The organism is Cupriavidus sp. HE11 (genome assembly GCF_056097175.1).
Genome location: NZ_CP184465.1, coordinates 1,066,951 through 1,084,601, shown reverse-complemented (window position 1 = coordinate 1,084,601; position 17,651 = coordinate 1,066,951). Strand labels below are relative to the sequence as shown.

20 protein-coding genes are annotated in these 17,651 nt (G+C 66.9%); 12 read left to right on the top strand and 8 right to left on the bottom strand.

Going from position 1 to position 17,651, the window contains the following annotated elements; translation table 11 throughout:
* From mdcE to mdcA, 5 genes are read right to left on the bottom strand one after another with little or no spacing between them, the layout of a single operon-like run.
* Positions 1-843, bottom strand: a complete 843-nt coding sequence (mdcE, locus tag ACOABP_RS22240) for a biotin-independent malonate decarboxylase subunit gamma (RefSeq protein WP_474230329.1) — start codon at positions 841-843, stop codon at positions 1-3.
* Positions 840-1,694: a biotin-independent malonate decarboxylase subunit beta gene (locus ACOABP_RS22235; RefSeq protein WP_474230327.1), complete on the bottom strand. Its 855-nt coding sequence runs from the start codon at positions 1,692-1,694 to the stop codon at positions 840-842. Before ACOABP_RS22235 ends, mdcE begins: the two co-directional genes overlap by 4 nt.
* Positions 1,691-1,999 (bottom strand): malonate decarboxylase subunit delta, encoded by a 309-nt coding sequence (locus tag ACOABP_RS22230; RefSeq protein WP_474230325.1) that lies wholly within the window; start codon positions 1,997-1,999, stop codon positions 1,691-1,693. Before ACOABP_RS22230 ends, ACOABP_RS22235 begins: the two co-directional genes overlap by 4 nt.
* Positions 1,999-2,910 carry a triphosphoribosyl-dephospho-CoA synthase gene (locus ACOABP_RS22225; RefSeq protein ID WP_474230323.1) on the bottom strand — a complete coding sequence of 304 codons (912 nt, stop codon included), beginning with the start codon at positions 2,908-2,910 and terminating at the stop codon, positions 1,999-2,001. Before ACOABP_RS22225 ends, ACOABP_RS22230 begins: the two co-directional genes overlap by 1 nt.
* Entirely contained in the window at positions 2,910-4,568 is a 1,659-nt protein-coding gene (gene mdcA, locus ACOABP_RS22220; protein ID WP_066741133.1) for a malonate decarboxylase subunit alpha, read from the bottom strand. The genes ACOABP_RS22225 and mdcA overlap by 1 nt, the downstream gene beginning before the upstream one ends.
* A 253-nt stretch (positions 4,569-4,821) precedes the next feature.
* On the opposite strand from mdcA, the gene madL reads away from it, so the two are divergent.
* Positions 4,822-5,217: a malonate transporter subunit MadL gene (gene madL, locus ACOABP_RS22215; RefSeq protein ID WP_066741134.1), complete on the top strand. Its 396-nt coding sequence runs from the start codon at positions 4,822-4,824 to the stop codon at positions 5,215-5,217.
* Positions 5,218-5,231: 14 nt separating this feature from the next.
* Complete coding sequence (madM, locus tag ACOABP_RS22210) at positions 5,232-6,014, top strand: malonate transporter subunit MadM (protein ID WP_474230321.1); 783 nt, start codon at positions 5,232-5,234, stop codon at positions 6,012-6,014.
* A 9-nt stretch (positions 6,015-6,023) separates the two neighbouring features.
* Here madM and ACOABP_RS22205 read toward each other — a convergent pair whose 3' ends face one another.
* On the bottom strand, positions 6,024-6,950 hold the full coding sequence (locus ACOABP_RS22205) for a LysR family transcriptional regulator (protein ID WP_474230319.1): 927 nt from the start codon (positions 6,948-6,950) through the stop codon (positions 6,024-6,026).
* 244 nt (positions 6,951-7,194) lie between these two features.
* On the opposite strand from ACOABP_RS22205, the gene ACOABP_RS22200 reads away from it, so the two are divergent.
* From ACOABP_RS22200 to ACOABP_RS22175, 6 genes are all read left to right on the top strand, one after another.
* Entirely contained in the window at positions 7,195-8,094 is a 900-nt protein-coding gene (locus ACOABP_RS22200; protein WP_474230318.1) for a hypothetical protein, read from the top strand.
* Between the two features lie 83 nt (positions 8,095-8,177).
* The gene (locus ACOABP_RS22195; RefSeq protein WP_474230317.1) at positions 8,178-8,477 is read left to right on the top strand and encodes an EF-hand domain-containing protein; all 300 of its coding nucleotides are present in this window, start codon (positions 8,178-8,180) and stop codon (positions 8,475-8,477) included.
* A gap of 75 nt (positions 8,478-8,552) precedes the next feature.
* Positions 8,553-9,266, top strand: a complete 714-nt coding sequence (locus tag ACOABP_RS22190) for a response regulator (protein WP_474230315.1) — start codon at positions 8,553-8,555, stop codon at positions 9,264-9,266.
* Positions 9,266-10,573, top strand: coding sequence for an ATP-binding protein (locus ACOABP_RS22185; RefSeq protein WP_474230495.1), 1,308 nt, complete (start codon positions 9,266-9,268; stop codon positions 10,571-10,573). Before ACOABP_RS22190 ends, ACOABP_RS22185 begins: the two co-directional genes overlap by 1 nt.
* A 108-nt stretch (positions 10,574-10,681) precedes the next feature.
* The gene (locus ACOABP_RS22180) at positions 10,682-11,452 is read left to right on the top strand and encodes a DUF4410 domain-containing protein (protein ID WP_474230314.1); all 771 of its coding nucleotides are present in this window, start codon (positions 10,682-10,684) and stop codon (positions 11,450-11,452) included.
* 135 nt (positions 11,453-11,587) lie between these two features.
* Entirely contained in the window at positions 11,588-12,028 is a 441-nt protein-coding gene (locus ACOABP_RS22175; RefSeq protein ID WP_474230313.1) for a MarR family winged helix-turn-helix transcriptional regulator, read from the top strand.
* Positions 12,029-12,044: 16 nt separating this feature from the next.
* Here ACOABP_RS22175 and ACOABP_RS22170 read toward each other — a convergent pair whose 3' ends face one another.
* Positions 12,045-13,304, bottom strand: a complete 1,260-nt coding sequence (locus tag ACOABP_RS22170; protein ID WP_474230312.1) for a YbfB/YjiJ family MFS transporter — start codon at positions 13,302-13,304, stop codon at positions 12,045-12,047.
* A gap of 100 nt (positions 13,305-13,404) precedes the next feature.
* Entirely contained in the window at positions 13,405-14,013 is a 609-nt protein-coding gene (locus ACOABP_RS22165) for a TetR/AcrR family transcriptional regulator (RefSeq protein ID WP_474230311.1), read from the bottom strand.
* 255 nt (positions 14,014-14,268) lie between these two features.
* On the opposite strand from ACOABP_RS22165, the gene ACOABP_RS22160 reads away from it, so the two are divergent.
* The 4 genes from ACOABP_RS22160 (at position 14,269) to ACOABP_RS22145 (ending at position 17,567) form a co-directional block, all read left to right on the top strand.
* Positions 14,269-15,015, top strand: coding sequence for a substrate-binding domain-containing protein (locus tag ACOABP_RS22160; RefSeq protein ID WP_474230494.1), 747 nt, complete (start codon positions 14,269-14,271; stop codon positions 15,013-15,015).
* Positions 15,016-15,315: 300 nt separating this feature from the next.
* Positions 15,316-15,888 (top strand): hypothetical protein, encoded by a 573-nt coding sequence (locus ACOABP_RS22155; protein ID WP_474230493.1) that lies wholly within the window; start codon positions 15,316-15,318, stop codon positions 15,886-15,888.
* 94 nt (positions 15,889-15,982) lie between these two features.
* Positions 15,983-16,186: a CsbD family protein gene (locus ACOABP_RS22150; RefSeq protein ID WP_066741149.1), complete on the top strand. Its 204-nt coding sequence runs from the start codon at positions 15,983-15,985 to the stop codon at positions 16,184-16,186.
* 424 nt (positions 16,187-16,610) lie between these two features.
* Positions 16,611-17,567: a DUF535 family protein gene (locus tag ACOABP_RS22145; protein ID WP_474230309.1), complete on the top strand. Its 957-nt coding sequence runs from the start codon at positions 16,611-16,613 to the stop codon at positions 17,565-17,567.
* Positions 17,568-17,651: the final 84 nt, after the last annotated feature.

Sequence of the window (17,651 nt, the reverse complement as noted above, 5' to 3'; positions counted from 1 at the left end):
TCAGTCCTTGTCCTGCCATTGGCTGGCCAGCAGCGCGCGGGCCTGGCGCGTGGCGCCGCGGTTTTCGCCCTGCAGGCGGCTGCGCAGGTCGCGTTGCGGGTCGGCGTCGATATCGGCCAGCGCCTCGGCAAGCTGGCCCTGCACTGCGGCCAGGTCTTGCGCGGCGGGCGCGGCGGCATCCTGCACGGCAATCGTGCGCCACAGCAGACCCAGCGTGGCGTAGTTGTCGAGGTCGTATGCCATCGGCGGCACGGTGGCGGCAAACGCCTCCAGGTCTTCGACACTGCGCAGCGTGATGCGGGCGGCGGCTTCCTTGCCCATCGCGTGGACCTGCACGCCCGGATCGCGCAGCGCCAGGATGCGGTTGGCCTGGTAGCCGTGCGCCAGGAAGGCGCCCGACATCGCCTTGCCCACCAGCAGCGCGATCACGGGATGACCCTGCAGCCGCGCCGTGGCATACGCGGCAGCGGCGCTGGCGAGCGCCTGGTGAATGCCGAAGGCTTCCTCGCGGCGGCCATAGGCCTGGCTGGGCGTGTCGACGATGGCGATGATGGCGCGCTTGACCGGACGGTCGCGGTCGGCGGCCACGGCGTCATGCACGGCGCGCGCCAGCGACCAGCCTTCGAGCAGCCCCACCTCGCCCTGGCGGGCCCGCGGGAATGGGCTGGCGGCGTCGGGAACCACGGCAATCAGGCGCGCGGCACGGCCAGCGGTCTCCACGTCGGCAACCAGGACCGATGCGGGATAGCCGGGCAGCCGCGCGGCGTTGCCGCCCAGGGCGGCCAGCCAGGTTTCGCCCCGGCTCGTGGCGGGTTGTGCAGCGTGTACGGGCGTGGCGCTCATTGACGTTCTCCATAGAGGCGGCGCACGGTGGCCGGGTCCGGTTGATGGACGGTATCGCCGGCGGTATAGGTGGCGATGCGCTGCAGGTAGTCCGCGTAGCGCTCGCTGCGTGCGGTGTCCTGTACGGGCGCGGTTGCCAGTTCGGCCACCACGTCGCGGATCTCGGCCGCGTCGTCGTCGACATAGCGGTCGGCCAGGCCTGTGGCATGGCGTTGCTCGCCGCCGGTCAGGCCCCAGATGAACGGGCGGTCGCGCGAGTCGTATTCGCCCACGCCGGCTTCCTGTTCGATCACGGCCGGGCCGTTCAGGCCAAGGCGCGCCTCACGTGTGACCACCAGTGCGCTGCACAGGCCGGCGGCAATCGACATGCCGCCAAAGCAGCCCACCTGGCCGGCAATCACGCCGATCACGGGCTGGTAGCGGCGCAGATCGACGATGCCGGCGTGGATCTCGGCAATCGCGGCCAGGCCCAGGTTGGCTTCCTGCAGGCGCACGCCGCCGGTTTCGAACAGGATGACGGCACGCGTGGGCACGCCGCGGCGGTTATCGTCGGCGGCCAGTTCCAGCGCACCGGCGATCTTGGCACCGCCCACTTCGCCCAGGCTGCCACCCTGGAACGCGCCTTCGATGGCCAGCACCACGGCGGGCTGCCGGTCGATCCGGCCCTTGGCAACGATCACGCCGTCGTCGCCTTGCGGCACCACGCCCTGGCGTTCCAGCCACGGCGACGTCAGGCCGTCGAAAGGCCCGGCCAGCTCGCGGAAGGTACCGGGGTCCAGCAGGGCGCGCGCACGTTCGCGTGCGCCGAGTTCGACAAAGCTCTCGCGCGAGAGCATTACGGCGCGGGTCATGTCGGCTCCTTGCTGTCGAGGGCTTCGAACGCTTCGGCCAGGCGCATGCCGACCACGCCGGGTGTGGCGCCGAAGTCGTGGATGCGGATCTTCATCGCGGCGCGCGGCTCGGCACTGAACACGCGGTTGAGCTGGGCGTCCCAGACACGGCCGTATCCGTTGATCGATGTGGTGACGTCGATCAACGTCTTGCCGGCTTCGCCCGGCTCGATGATGACTTCCAGGTCGCCAGACCCGACTACGCCCACCAGCACGCGGTGCGCGGCCGGGGCGCCGGCGGCGTATTCGAAACGGAGCTGTTCCATCAATGTTCTCCAGATGGCGCGGCCGGAAGCCCGCCAAGCCGATCAAGAAAGAGGGTGGCGGCCAGCAGGTCGGCGCTGCCGCCCGGCGATGCATGGCGCGCGTGCATCGTCGCTTCGAGTTCATGCAGGCGGCGGCGCCCGGCCAGCGTGCCGATGCCGCCAGCGTCAAGCACCGCGTCGGCGCCGGCCTGCACATCGGCCAGCCCGGCACGGCCGGCGCGCGCCAGCACGCAGGTATCGTCGAGCCGCGCCATGATGGCCAGCAGTGCGTTGACCTGTGCCGTGGGTTCGGCATCGCCGCGTGCGCGGGCCTCGCGCAGCATCGGCAGGCCGATGCCCATCACGTGCGGAAAGCCCGCTTCGGCCTGTTCTCGCGCGCCGCCCACGCCGTAGGCGGCGCGTGCCAGTTCGCCCTTGTTGCCGGTGTGGGCGGGGCGATGCCGGTCGGGCAGGCGGGCGATCACGGCGGCCATCTGCGCGATGGCCTTGGCGTTGGGTACGGTGCCGCGCGTCTTGCCCAGCCAGCCAGCCGCACCGGCCAGCAGGCCCAGTGACCAGATCGCGCCGCGATGCGTGTTGACGCCGCCCGTGGCACGCAGCATGGCGGCTTCGGCCTCGCGGCCCAGCGCACCAAGGCGTTCGCGCAGCGCCATGTCGATGCGGCGCGCCTGCTGTCCGGCCAGCGCCATGGCCGTGAAGCTGTCGGCCAGGCTGTGCGCCGAAGCGATCATCAGCGACAGCGACATGTCGGCATGGGCGCCGTTGCCGCGCGCGTCGACCAGCCCGGGCTTGGGCGCCAGCGTGGCTTCGTCCACCAGGACCGTGACGGCCAGGTCACCGATGGCGGCGGCCAGGCCGGACGGCGCGAAGTTGCGACAAGAGGCCGATGGGAGGGGTGCCAGCGCAGCCATCACCAGCTCCTGAAGCGGGCGGGCGGGTTGTAGAGGCCGCCCGACCATTCCACCAGGTCGGCCATGCTGCGCGCGGCCAGCAGCGAGCGCGTGGCCTGCGCGCGATGCACGCCAAGGTCTTCTGGCAGCGCGATCAGGCCGTCGCTGCGCATCTGGCGCGTGGTGGCCGGATCGTGCCGCATGCCGATCGGCGTGACGCCGGCCACGGCGGCAATCATGCGGCGCCGCTCTTCCAGCGAGCGCGCCTTGTAGAGGTAGGCGATGCCTTCCTCGGTCAGCACGTGCGTGACGTCGTCGCCATAGATCATGACCGGCGCCAGCGGCATGCCGCTGTCCCTGGCAACCTGCACGGCATCCATCGATTCCACGAAGGTCGGCTTGCCGCCGGCCTGGAACGTTTCCACCATCTGCACCACGAGCTTGCGGCCACGGGCCAGCGGATCGTCGGTCTCGATCAGGTCCAGCCAGGCAGGCGTGGCGTGGCGGCGGCCGCCGGGGTTGTGGCCCATGTTCGGTGCGCCGCCGAAGCCGGACAGCCGGCCGCGCGTGACCGTGGACGAATGCCCGTCGCCATCGATCTGCAGCGTGGAACCGATAAACAGGTCTACCGCGTACTGGCCGGCCAGCTGGCACAGCGCGCGGTTCGAACGCATGCTGCCGTCGCGGCCCGTGAAGAACACGTCGGGCCGGGCGGCCACATAGTCTTCCATGCCCAGTTCGCTGCCGAAGCTGTGCACGCTTTCCACCCAGCCCGATTCGATGGCCGGAATCAGCGTCGGGTGCGGATTGAGCGTCCAGTACTTGCAGATCTTGCCCTTCAGGCCCAGCTGCTCGCCGTAGGTGGGCAGGATCAGTTCGATGGCGGCGGTGTTGAAGCCGATGCCATGGTTCAGCGACTGCACGTTGTGGCGCTCGTAGATGCCGCGGATCGCCATCATCGCCATCAGGATGTGTACCGGCTTGATCAGGCGCGGGTCGCGCGTGAATAGCGGTTCGCAGAAGAACGGCTTGTCGGACTGCACCACGTAGTCGATCCAGGAGCCCGGAATGTCCACGCGCGGCAGGTCGGCCGGGTCGTCGACGATCTCGTTGACCTGGGCGATCACGATACCGTCGCGGAACGCGGCGGCTTCCACCAGCGCCGGCGAATCCTCGGTGCTGGGACCCGTGTACAGGTTGCCGTCGCGGTCGGCCTTGTAGCCGGCCGTCAGCACGATCTGCGGCGTCAGGTCGACATAGAGCCGCGAGTACAGTTCGATATAGGTATGGATGGCGCCCACTTCGAGCAGGCCGTCTTCCAGGAACTGCGAGATCCGCACGCTCTGCGCGCCCGCGTAGGCGAAGTCCAGCTTGCGGGCGATGCCGCGCTCGAACAGGTCCAGGTGTTCCACCCGGCTCACGCTCGGGATGATCATGTGCAGGTCATGCACGCGCGACGGATCGGCCTCGGCCAGGGCGCGCGACAGGAAATCGGCCTGTTTCTGGTTGTTGCCTTCCAGCACCACGCGGTCGCCGGGGGCGGTGATGGTCTCCAGAAAGCGCACGATGTCGCCGGTGGGCACCACCTTGCCCGTGGCGATCTTCGCGCCCAGGTCCTGGCGGCGCCGTTTTTCGGTGCGGCGCGTGTCCCATTGTCGTTCCGGTATCGGGTTCAGCATGACGTCTCCGGTGTGCTGCGGTCGTTACGGCAAAGATAGGCCACGCGGTGGCGGGCGAACAATCAACGTCGGCGACGGACCGTTACGGCGGGCGTAACTAAATGCTTAACAGCAAGGTAACCAAACGATTAACCGGACCGTAACGATCATGTGCCGCTGGTTGATTGATGCGGCGCGCCACCGTTCCTAGAGTTGTCTGCAAATGTCCGCCCCACCGGGGAAGCGGCGACTACAACACCAACTGGAGACAACCATGATCATCTACGGAACCGCGCTACTGGCCATCTGCCACCTGGTGGGCCTGTACCTGGGCGACCTGCTCGGCGCCGCCATCGGCGTGAAGTCGAATGTGGGCGGGGTGGGCATCGCCATGCTGCTGCTGATATTCATCCGGCTCTACCTGCACGACCGTGGCCTGATGCCGAAGGAGACCGAGGCAGGCGTGGGCTTCTGGGGCGCGATGTATATCCCCGTGGTGGTGGCGATGGCTGCCCAGCAGAACGTGGTGGCTGCGCTGCGCGGTGGCCCGGTGGCCGTGCTGGCGGCCATCCTGGCCGTGGCGGCCTGTGCCTGCCTGATTGCGCTGCTCAGCCGCACCGGCGACCACGAGCCGCTGCCCCCGCTGCCGGCCGAAGCCGTTTCGCAATAAGCCAGGAGACCGCCATGACGATCGCTGCTCCGGCCATGATGTTCGACAACGTCCTGCTCCACAACGGCCTGGTGACGGCCTTCGCCACCGTCGGCATTGTGATGTGGGTGTCTTCCCAGATATCGAAAAGGCTGACAAAGGGGCGCCTGCACGCGTCGGCCATCGCCATCATGATTGGCCTGGCGCTGGCCTATTACGGGGGCGTGGTCACCGGCAAGGAAAAGGGCCTGGCCGATTTCGCGCTGTTCTCGGGCATCGGCCTGATGGGTGGCGCCATGCTGCGCGACTTCGCCATCGTTGCCACGGCTTTCGAGGTGCAGGTGCGCGAGGCGCGCAAGGCGGGCATGGTGGGGGCCGTGTCGCTGCTGCTGGGTACCGTGGTGCCGTTCATCGTCGGCGCGCTGGTGGCGCGGGCGTTCGGCTACAGCGACGCGGTCAGCATGACGACCATCGGCGCCGGCGCGGTGACCTATATCGTCGGCCCTGTGACCGGCGCCGCGCTTGGTGCCAGTTCCGATGTGATTGCGCTGTCGATTGCCACCGGGCTGATCAAGGCCATCATCGTGATGGTGGGCACGCCGTTCGCGGCGGGCTTCCTGGGGCTGAACAACCCGCGCGCCGCCATGGTGTTCGGCGGGCTGGCGGGCACGGTCAGCGGCGTATCGGCCGGACTGGCCGCCACGGATCGCCGGCTGGTGCCCTATGGCGCGCTGGTCGCCACGTTCCACACCGGGCTGGGCTGCCTGCTCGGGCCGTCGGTGCTGTTCCTGGCGACCAAGGCGATTGTGGGCGGCTGATCAGGCTGATCAGCCGGGCGTGCGGCCGCCGGCCTGCGTCAGCATGCGGCAGACCGCCGCCAGCGCCAGCAGGTTGGGATCGCGCTCGCGGCGGCGCAGGAAGCTGAGCCCGATGGTCTGCTTCATGCCGTAGTCGGCCGTCAGCGGTACGAAGGCCACGTTGCGCGCGAACACGTCGCGCACGCGGCCGGGCAGCAGCGAGTAGCCGATGCCGCCGCCCACGAGGTTCATCAGCGAGAAGATGTCGCCGACCTTCATCACCACGTTTGGCGTGAAGTCGGCAATGCGGAACGCCTCGGCAAAACCGCTCGATGTCACGAATCCGTCGCCCAGCGACACGAACGGCTCGTCGCGGCACTGGCGCAGGTCCACCGCGGCCAGCCTGGCGTAGTGCGAGTCGGCCGGCGTGGCAAAGAAGATGTCGTCCTCGAACATCGGGATCGACTCGATTTCGGCACTGGGCTCGGGCAGCCCCATCAGCGTGGCGTCGATGGTGCCCTGGCGCAGTTTGTCGAGCAGGTCCGCGTTGGAGCCCAGCACCAGTTCGGTCTGCAGTTCGGGGCGGCGCATCTTGATGCCTATCACCACCTGCGGCACGGTCCGGATCGTCAGCGAATAAAGCGATCCGATCTTGAGCTGGTCGGCTGAATAACCGGCGGCCTCGCGCGTCACGCGCACGCCGTCGGCCATGGTCTTGAGCACGTCGCGCGCCACATCGGCCAGCACGTGGGCCGCCTCGGTGGGCAGCAGGTTGCGGCCCTCGTGGCGGAACAGGGCGCAGCGCAACCCCTCCTCCAGCGAATGCAGGGCCCGGTGCACGCTCACTGTGCTGACTTCCAGCATCTCGGCGGCCTTGGCAAGGTTGCCCGTGTCCATGAACGCAAGCAGCGCTTCGAGCTTGCGGAACGTGATGTCTTCGCTGATGCGTTCGGGCATGGCGTGGGGGCGGCGGGAGGGAAGTCAGGACAGGCCACGATGATCGCACACCGGGGCCCTGCGATGTGCATGACGCACGTGGCGGAGCGCTTCCGCCAGGCAATTATTTCGCCCGATGTCACCAGCCCGGCGTGACATATTCCGACATGAATGGCAGGGCGACAGCCGCTGGTCCGCATCCTAGAGTTCAGCCCGTCGACGCGACACCGCGCGTCAAACGAATCGAACCGAGAGGACACACACCATGGCTAACCGCCTCCTGATCGCCGCAGCCGGATCGCTGATGCTGCTTGCCAATGCCTCGGCCTTCGCCTGGAGCGGTGGTCATTTCAATGCCTATACGCCGCGCGGCGAGTTCAGCGGAGGCCATGCGATGTCCTGCGGCGGCGGCAGCTGCTCGCATGCCGGTGGCGCAGTCGGCCCGTGGGGCAGGACGGCCACCAACACCGGCACCGTGACGCGCAACGCACCGGGCCAGTTCTCGAACACCGGTACGGCGGCAGGACCGAACGGTCGTTCGGTGCAGCACGACGGCAGCACCAGCTGCGCGGGCGGCACCTGCAGCCATAGCGGCGACATGACCGGCTCGAACGGCCGCACGGCCAGTACCAATGGCAGCGTGACGCGCGACGGCCCGGGCCAGTACAACTCGTCGGGCACCGTGTCGGGCGGCAATGGCAACAGCTGGAACCATTCGGCGGCGACGAACTGCGCCGGCAACACGTGCGACCGCTCTGGCACCGTCAGCAACAGCTATGGCGGCAGCGTCACCCATTCCGGCAGCGCCACCCGCGTGGCCCCGGGCGTGGTGACCACGGGCGGCGGCAGCACCGTCTACCACGGGTCGACGGTCAGCACTGGCAGCACGGTGGTGGTGGGCGCGGCGCCGGTCTATGTGGCGCCGCTTCCGCCGGTCACGGTGGTGGCACCGGCCCCGGTGGTGGTGCCTCCGCCCGTGCCCGTGGCCGTGGTCGCCCCGGCGCCGGTCGTGGTGCCCGCACCTGTGGTGGTGACGCCGCCTCCGCCGATGCGCGTGGCACCCGTCGTGGTGGCTCCGCCGGTTTATGTGGCGCCGGCCCGGGTGGCCGTCCTGGTACCGGGCCACTGGGTGGGCCGCGTCTGGGTGCCGGCGCACTACGCCTGACCGGCCACGGTTGCACCCACGATTTTTGACCTCACCGGCCAGGGGCAGAACGCCAGGCGCCGGCAATCCAACGGAGTTGCATCATGAAGAAGATGATCACGGTAATGATCTTGTGTATTGTTTCTGCAGGGGCCAGCGCACAGGGCCTGGCGGGCGGCGGTGGTGAAAACCGCATGGAACGTACCGAGCAGGTGCTGTCGCAGTTGCAGACGCGCTTTGTCCACGCCAATACCACGCGTGACGGCAAGCTGACGCGCGAACAGGCGCAAGCGGGGATGCCGATGGTGGCGCGGCACTTCGACGAGATGGATACGCATCACGCGGGCTACCTGACGCTGCCGCAGATCGAGGCGTTCATGGCCCAGCGCATGCGGTCGCGTTGATGGCGCAACAGTAAATGGGCAACACCAGGGGCAGGTCAGTCCAGCATCAAAAATCATAAGAACCGGAGGGATGCCATGGAGCAGGGACACCGCATCATCGTGCTCGACGACGAGGCCGAGCTGCGCAACATGCTGCAGCGCTTTCTGACCGGCCATGGTTTCCAGGTGCGGGCCGTGGCCGACGGCAAGCAACTCAACCGCTACCTGCAGCGCGAGCCCTACGACCTGCTGGTGCTTGACCTGATGATGGAGCCCGAAGACGGGCTCACGATCTGCCGCCGGCTGCGGGCCGAAGGCCAGACGCTGCCCATCCTGATGCTGACGGCCAAGGGCGACCCCGCCGACCGCGTGGTAGGCCTGGATACGGGCGCCGACGACTACCTTGCCAAGCCGTTCCTGCCCGACGAACTGGTGGCCCGCATCCGCGCGCTGTTGCGGCGCCAGAAGATTGCCGCGGGCGACCCGACGGTGATCAGCCAGACCCTGAGTTTCGGGGAATTCCGCTTCGATGTCGGCAAGCAGACGCTGACGCGCGGCGGGGTGGCCGTGGAAGTGCACTCGGCCCAGATGCTGTTGCTGCATGCGCTGGGGTCGTCGCCCAATCGCGCGGTCAGCCGCGAGAACCTGCTGGCGCGGGCCCGCGGGCGCGACCATGACGCGCTGGACCGCAGCATCGACGTGCAGATCCTGCGGCTGCGCCAGATCGTCGAGGAAGATCCATCCAAGCCACGCTTCATCAAGACCGTCTGGGGCGTCGGCTACATGCTGGTGGCCGGCGTGGACGCATGATGCGCCACGTGCTGCCGCGCTCGCTGCTGGCGCGCAATATCGTCCTGCTGGTGATCCTGGTATTCCTGACACAGGCCTGCTCGCTGTTCGTGCTGCTGCACTATGTGCAGCGTCCGCGCGTGGAGCGCGCCGCCGCCGTGTTCTCGCACTACGTCACGCTGATGGACCGCGCGCTCGGCACCATGCCGGCCGGCGAGGCCCAGGCGGCTGTGGCGCGCATGGGCGGCCAGAACGATCCGCCGCCCGACGATCCGCCCGGCGCCGATGCCGCCCACCTGTTCCGCACCTGGCAGCGCGATGTGTTCATGCGGGCGCTGCGGCGCGATCTGTCGCGCGATACCGATGTGCGCTGGCAAGGCAGCGACGAGGACGAAAAGCTCTGGATCCAGGTGCACGCCGCCGGATCGCCCACGTGGATCGCGCTGCCGATGACGGCCGATGCGCAGGCCAGCGGCATCACGGCCGCCATTGCGCTGTCGGCGGCGCTGGCGCTGCTGGCGGCGCTGACCGGCTACCTGCTCCAGCGCCATATCAACCGGCCGTTGCAGGATCTGGCGCAGGCGGCCAATCGCATCCATGCGGGGGATATGCCCGATGACCTGCCGACCAATGGGCCCACCGAAATCGCCGAGGTCAGCCGCGCCTTCAACGACATGACCGAGGCGCTGCGCCAGGCAGAGAAGACGCGTGCGTTGATGCTGGCGGGTGTATCGCACGACATCCGCACGCCGCTGACCAAGCTGCGCCTGGCCATGGCGATGACGTTGCCGCGTGGCACCGACGATGCGTTCGTGGCATCGGTGGAAGGGTATCTCGATCACATCGACATGATCCTTCAGCAGTTCATGGACTACGCCGGCAGCGGCGAGAAAGAGGCGCCGCAGCCCGGCGACCTTAATGCGCTGGTTAGCCAGCTGGCGGCCGATTTCGCGGGGCTGGGGCACGAATTCGAGCTTGACCTGGGGCCGCTGCACCCGGTGGTGTATCGGCCCACCAGCATGTTGCGCATGCTGATGAACCTGATGCAGAACGCGATCAAGTACGGCAAGACGGGCCTTTTCGTGCGCACCTGGCAGGACGGCCAGCAGGCCCACGTGGCGATCTGCGATCGCGGCACGGGGCTGGGAGCGGCCGAACTGGAGCAGCTTCGCGCACCCTTCAGCCGGGGCCGCAATACGCATGGCGAGGGTGGCACGGGCCTGGGGCTTGCCATCGTCGACCGCATTGCGCGGCTGCACGGCGGTGCGCTGTCATTCCGCGAACGCGAAGGGGGCGGGCTGGAGGTGGTGGTGTCGCTGCCGGCGTGACATCGGATGAAATAGTTCTCGCCTGGCCTGTTGCCGGGCTTCGTCCAATACTGGGTCTGCCCGGCACCGATGTCCGGTGCCAACCGAAATCCCAGCAAGGACCCCATCATGAAGACCACTTTCCAGACCCTCTCGTGCACCGCCAGGCAACTGACCATCGCCGCCGTGGCGGCGGCTTCGATGATGATGGCCGGCGGCGCGTCGGCCACGACCATGATCTCCGAAGCGTCTGTGCCGGCTTCGCTGTCGCACGTGCGGGCCGATGTGGTCTATGTGCGCGGCTTCGACGTCAGCGCCAGCCAGGTCAAGGTCGACAACACCATGATGCACCGGATCAAGGCGATGGCTTCGGGCGATGGCACAGGGAGCGCGGACAGCGCCCAGACGCAGGCCGCGCTGGCCGCGCGCAACGCCACGGCCGACGAGATCGTTCGCCAGCTTCAGGCCAGGGGGCTGCGCGCGGTGCGCATCGATGGCCCGGTGCCGGCAGACGCCAACGCGCTGATCGTGGAAGGCCGCTTCGACAGGATCGACGAAGGCAAGCAGCGCCGCCGCACGATGATCGGTCTGGGTGCCGGCAAGAGCGATGTGTCGGCATCGGTGCAGGTGCTGTACCAGCCGGCCCATGCGCAGCCGATCCCGCTGGCACTGTTCGATACCAATGCCGACAGCGGCCATATGCCCGGCGTGGCCGAGATGGCCGTTGTGGGTGCGGCGGCCAGCCACGTGGCGACGTCCGTTGCGGCCAGCGCGGGCGTGCATGGCGCGACCGAAGCGCGGCGCGACAGTGTTGCCGCCGACGCGCAGCGCGTGGGCGACGCCGTGGTCAAGCAGGTGATGGCCGTGCTGGGCCAGCCGGGCGGGGCGGCACGTATCTGAATCGTCCGATCTGAAATGGTTGGAAACGATTGGAAGCGATTGGAAGCGGCAGGAGCGGGAAAGGCACCCACGGGTGTCCTTTCCTTTTTCTGACGCCTCAGATACATTGGCATTTCCTGATTTGCCTGAAATGCCGTGAAACACTACACACGCGAAAACTTCCAGCTAACGCAAAGTGTCGGATTTCACCTGAACCGGGCGCGTAACAGCCTGCTCATGGAGATGGACGCCGCGCTGCGCCCGCTGGATATCACCGCCCAGCAGATGGGCATCCTGCTGTCGCTGATGCGCGGGGCGGCCAGCACGCCGCTGGAGGTGAGCCGGTTGCTGGGCATCGACACCGGCCTGATGACGCGTATGCTGGACAAGCTCGAAAACAAGGGCTTGCTGCAACGGCAGCGCAGCGACGAGGACCGGCGCATGATCCACCTGATCCTGACCGACAAGGGCAGGGACGTGGCGGCGCAGCTGCCCCATATTGCGCCGGAAGTGCTGAATCATCGCCTGCGCAATTTTTCCGAAGGCGAGTTGAACGAGTTCATGCGGCTGCTGCAGAAATTCGCGGACGGCAGCTGAGGCCGCCGTCCGGGGTTCATGCCTGGGCGCGCGCCGGAGCCGCCTGGCGGACGGTGAAGTCCGCAACGAATGCCACGGCCATGGCTACCGCGCCGCACGCAAAGATCAACGAGTAGTTCTCGTGGGTATGCGAGAACAGCCAGGCGTAGCCATAGCCGCCCAGGGCCTGGAACAGCGCAAACGATGCCGTCGCGCGGCTCCAGGCGGCGCGTTGCGCCGTGGGATCGTGCGGCAGCAGTTCCTGTACGCGGCCCAGCACCATCGGCACGATACCCGGTGTGAAGGCGCCAAGCACGATCGTCGCCGCCCACAACGCCACCGTGTGATGCGACAGCGCCAGCAGGCCGACCGCGAGCCCCTGCAGCACCATGGCGATACGGTAGCCACGGCCGAAGCCGATCCGGCCGCCCAGCCAACTGCAGACCACCGGGCCGGCAATCGCGGCGATGCCATACAGCACCCAGTATCCGGCGCCCACCGACGCACCCTGACCCAGGCCGCGCGCCACGTAATCGACCAGCAACATCATGGCGGGCACCAGTCCCAGGGCATTGGCCGCGTACTGGACATAGATCACGCGCAATGTGCGCCGATGCGAGGCCAGCGCGCCGTCGGCCGCATGATGGCCCGCCGGGGTGGCTGCCGGCATGCCTGATGGCGCATCTGTGGCAGGCCAGCCCGCCCAGCTCAGTACGGTGAGCAACAGCGCCACGGCGCCAAGGCCGAACCACGTGGTGCGCAGCCCGAGCTTGAGCAGTTCTGGCACCAGCGTGCCCGATGCAGCGATGCCGAGACCCAGGCCGAGGAAGATCATGCCGCTGACAAAGGCGCGTCGTGCCGGCGCGATGTGCGGCAGGATGGCCGTAGCAACCAGCACCATGATCGCGCCGCCCGACAGGCCCGAGAGAAAGCGCCAGACGAAGAACCAGCCCACCGACAACGGAAACGCGCAGGCAAAGAATGCCGCCGTGACGGCCACCATCAGCCAGCGCAACGCATGCCGGTTGTACAGGCGCGCAGCCAGCGGGCGCCCCAGCAACGCGCCAGCCAGGTAGCCGGCAAAGTTGGCGGCGCCCAGCGTGACCGTATCGGCCGCGCTGAACCAGTGGGCCTGGATCAGCGAAGGGATCAGCGGCGTATAGGCAAAGCGGGCCAGGCCGATCGCCACCAGGCTGGCGGACAAGCCGGCAAACGCGGCATGGAGGGCGCGCGTGTCGAGCGACCTGGCGTTGGGCAGGGTGCCCGGAACAGGGGCGGCGGGGGCATCTTGTGACATGGATATTCCTTCGCGAATGTCGGGGACGAACGTCTCCGCCACGCGGCGGAAGGCCGCGCGGGGCAGGTGTGCAGCAATGGGAGGGCCGGGGCCTGGGTTGCTAGACCGGCGGGGTGTCTGCCGTCTGCAGGCCCAGCGACGCCAGCGCGGGGCGCACCGAAGCCTCCAGCAGGGCGCGATCCGGCATCACGCGCGACAGCACGCGCATGCCCACCTGCAGCGACAGCAGCATGGCGGCCGCATCGCCGGGGGCATGGCTGGGCTCGATGGTGCCGTCGGCCTGGGCGGCTCGAATTGCCCGCTCGAAGAAGGCCCGCAGCAGTGAGAGTTCCAGCGCTACGGCAGCCTTCAGTTCGGGGTCTTCGTTCGAGGCTTCCAGCGCCGTATTGATCAGCATGCAGCCACGGTGCGGCAGTTCGGTGGCACCGCGCTCGACGCTTTCGGCAAAGAATTGCACCAGCGCCTGTGCAGGCGGATAGCTGGCTTCGATGCGGGCAATGCGCTCGCGCAGCGTGCGGTTCAGGTAATCGTCCAGCGCCTGCATGAACAACTGCCGCTTGTCGCCAAACGCGTTGTACAGGCTCGGCTGCGTCAGGCCCATCGCCTGGGTCAGTTCACGCGTGGACGTGGCGTGATAGCCCTTGGCCCAGAACGTTGCCTGGGCGGCGGACAGCGCCGCGTCCGCGTCGAATTGTCGGGGTCGTGCCATGGTGGATCTCGTTTTGTATCGATCTGTATGAAACCGTGGGAGCGATTATAGATCGATCGATACAAAACGCAAGTGACCGATTACATGGCCTCGGCACGGTACCTCTTCACTATTCGTGAAGTGGTCTTCTTGAAATGTGACTTGGCTGCGATGCCCTGCCGTCTCTATATTCCTGCGGTTCCATGCACGGCTTGGCCCACAGGGAGACACAAGAACATGATCAAGAGCTGGATGGCGGCGGGCGCCGCTTCGGCAATGCTGCTGGCGCCGGGTGCCCATGCGCAGGCAACCACGCCGTCGACCGATCTCTACGTGATGATTTCTGGCGGATTTACGGCTGCCTATCAGAAGCTGGCGCCAGACTACGCGGCGCAGCGCGGCGCCCGGCTCGACACCGAACACGGGCCGTCGATGGGCAAGTCGCCCGAAGCCATCCCGAACCGGCTGGCGCGTGGCGAACATGCCGACGTGGTCATCATGGTTGGCTATGCGCTGGACGACCTGATCAAGAAGGGCGTGGTCGATCCGCAGTCGCGGGTGGAACTGGCGGATTCGCGCATCGGCATGGTGGTGCGCCAGGGCGCGACCGTGCCCGATATCCGTACGGTCGAGGCCCTGCGCCAGACGCTGGTGCAGGCCAGGTCGATCGCGTATTCGGATAGCGCCAGCGGTGTCTACGTGGAGCGCGAACTGTTCGCGAAGCTTGGCGAGCCGTCGCTGGCGGCCAAGGCGAAGAAGGTGGAAAAGACCCCGGTGGCGTCGACGGTGGCAAATGGTCAGTACGAAATCGGCTTCCAGCAGGTAGCCGAACTGCTACCCGTGCCGGGTGTGACGTTTGCCGGCCGCATTCCCGAGGAGGTGCAATCCGTCACGCGTTTTGCGGGCGGTGTGCCGGTCAAGGCAGACCATCCTGCCGAGGCCAGGGCCTTGCTGGAATACCTGGCGGCGCCTGCCGCGCAGGCCGTGGTGAAGGAAACCGGTCTCGACTCCGTGCCGCACTGACATCGACACCGTTTTTAAGGGCCAGGCGCACGCGCCTCAGTCATTGCCCGGGGCCGGCCCACGCCGGCCCTTTTTCATTGCACGGCTGCCTCATGCCGCGACGCGCGCGGTGCACTTGCATTAAGCAAATGTGATGCTGTGGGAATTGTCTTACGAATGTTTCAGCAGCGGTCTTCTGCTTTGCCGGGGTGGCAAAACATAACCTGCAACTACAGCAGGGCCACAACGCAATCCAACGGTTTCAGCGCGGAGATTGCCGGGCCTGACAGGTATCCACCTCGAGAAAAGGAGCACGACATGATCGCAAAGAAATGGCTGAGCGCAGCAGTGTGTTCGTTGATGGTGGCCGCGCCGATGGGCATGGCCTATGCACAGGCTGGCTCGAAAGCGGACTATGACGCCGCCGTGAAGCAGGCCGATGCCGACTACAAGATGGCCAAGACCAAGTGTGACGGGATGTCCGGCAATGCCAAGGACGTCTGCAAGGCCGAAGCCAAGCGTGACCATGATGTTGCCAAGGCCAATGCCGAAGCCAAGCGCGACGGCACGGAGAAGGCCCATGCCAAGGCCATGAAGACCAAGGCCGACCGCGACTATGACGTGGCCAAGGAAATGTGCGACGACAAGAAGGGCAACGACAAGGACGTGTGCGTGAAGGAAGCCAAGGTATCGCACGAACGCGCTCTGGGCGAGGCCAAGGTCGACAAGGCCGCCGCCACCGGCACCAGCACCGATGTGGCCGAGGCTCGCGCCGATGCCCGCAAGGACACTACCGAAGCTGCCTACAAGGCTGACAAGGAAAAGTGCGATGCGATGTCCGGCGATGCCAAGGACAAGTGCCAGGCCAACGTAAAGGCCAAGTACGCCAAGTAAGACCGCCCGGATGACACGGGCAACGCGCGAACCGGCACGTACGTGACGCCGCAACGCGGATGATCCACAGTCCACTGACACGAAGGAGCCAGATATGAACTGGGACCAGATCGAAGGTAAATGGGATCAGGCCAAGGGCAAGATCAAGGAAAAGTGGGGCAAGCTGACCGACGACGACATCACCGTCATCAACGGCAAGCGTGATCAACTGGCCGGCCGCATCCAGGAACGCTACGGCTATACGAAGGAACGGGCGGAAGAAGAAATGAAGGCCTGGGAACGGGACGCACGCTGGTAACCCGGCGCACCCCCGGCCCTCAGGGCCAGACACGCGTCATGCGCGGAGGCGCGTGACGACCAGGAAGCGGAGCCTCAGGCTCCGTTTTTTTTTGCCCTACAAGCAACCAACTGACGTGTGACACGATTGTCGATGATTTGTAACAGCGTCAACGTATAATATTTCAACGCGTTACGGATTATTACTAACCGGCCGCCACCCCACGAATTCATCCAACAAAGGGCAGGTCGGCGCGCGTCGCGCCGGATTTCGCCAGCGGCGACGAGGGTCGCAATTGCGTGCTCAAGGTATCGTAGATCAAGGTCTACCGGATCGAGGTCTCATAGAATCGCCGACACGCCAACTAGGGGAGCAGTCAGTCGTGCATGGACCAGTTTCATGTCTGCAGGGGCTTCAGAGCCACGCAGGGGGAATCCTTTACCTGTTGCCGGGCGATTATGTGCGCTATCTGGGTACGGTCGCTTCGATTTCAGCATTTTGCTATCCCACCGGCAGCCGCAAATGGCTGTCGCGCCGGATCAAGCTGGTGGCGCTTTCGGCCGTCAGCCGCAGCGCCACCCAGCCGTGGCTGCGCGCCGCGTCGTCATGTGCGTTGCTGCAGCGCGTGATCGCCGAGCGCCCGCTGGTGCTGGAAAAGCCGTTCCGGCCGCTTGGCGCCTATGGGCTGCGCTTTGGCGAACGTGCCCGGCTGGTGCTGGAGCACTTTGCGGTCATGCACGAGACGCTGCCTGTGTGCGTATGCGACCGCATCTACCTGAGCGGCGGCCTGGACTGGGCCTTCGGTGACGGTCGTTACACGCTGCGGGTGACCGACTCCGGGCCGAATCCCAAGGAAGGCGAACTCGGGCTCTACTGGATCGATAACGAATCCGGCGCCAGTCTGGCGCAACTGAGCTTCTACCTGCGGCGCGCCGCCGACGGCGTGGAGCTCTATATAGGTGGGTTGCAAGGGCCGATGAACAACGCCAGCCTGGACTGGATCCGCGCTGCCACCAAGGCGTGCGAGGGACTCCGGCCCAAGGACGCGCTCATGCAGGCGCTGCTGGCGCTGGCCGGCCAGGTCGGCGCACATCGGATCGTGGCGGTATCGCGCGCCAATCATGTGGGACGCCAGCGGCACCGGCCCCGGGAGATCCAGGCTGATTACGAAAGCTTCTGGATGGAATACCACGGCACGGCGCTGCCCAACGGCAACTTCGAGATGCCGGTGCAGCAGCCCGAGCGAGACATTTCCGAAGTGGCGTCGAAAAAGCGTTCGGCCTGGCGACGCAAGCAGGCGCTGGCTGCATCGATCCGCCATGCGGTGAGTCTGGGCCTGCGTCCACAAGCCGATGCGGCGAGCAACGACGGGTTTGCGCTGGTTGCCGTTCCGGCGGCCTGAGTCGCGTCCCTTGCCGCGATCGGGGTACACCCGGCCCGCAGGGCGGAACGGGTGGGGCGTAAACCCTAGTAGTCTAGCCAGCTA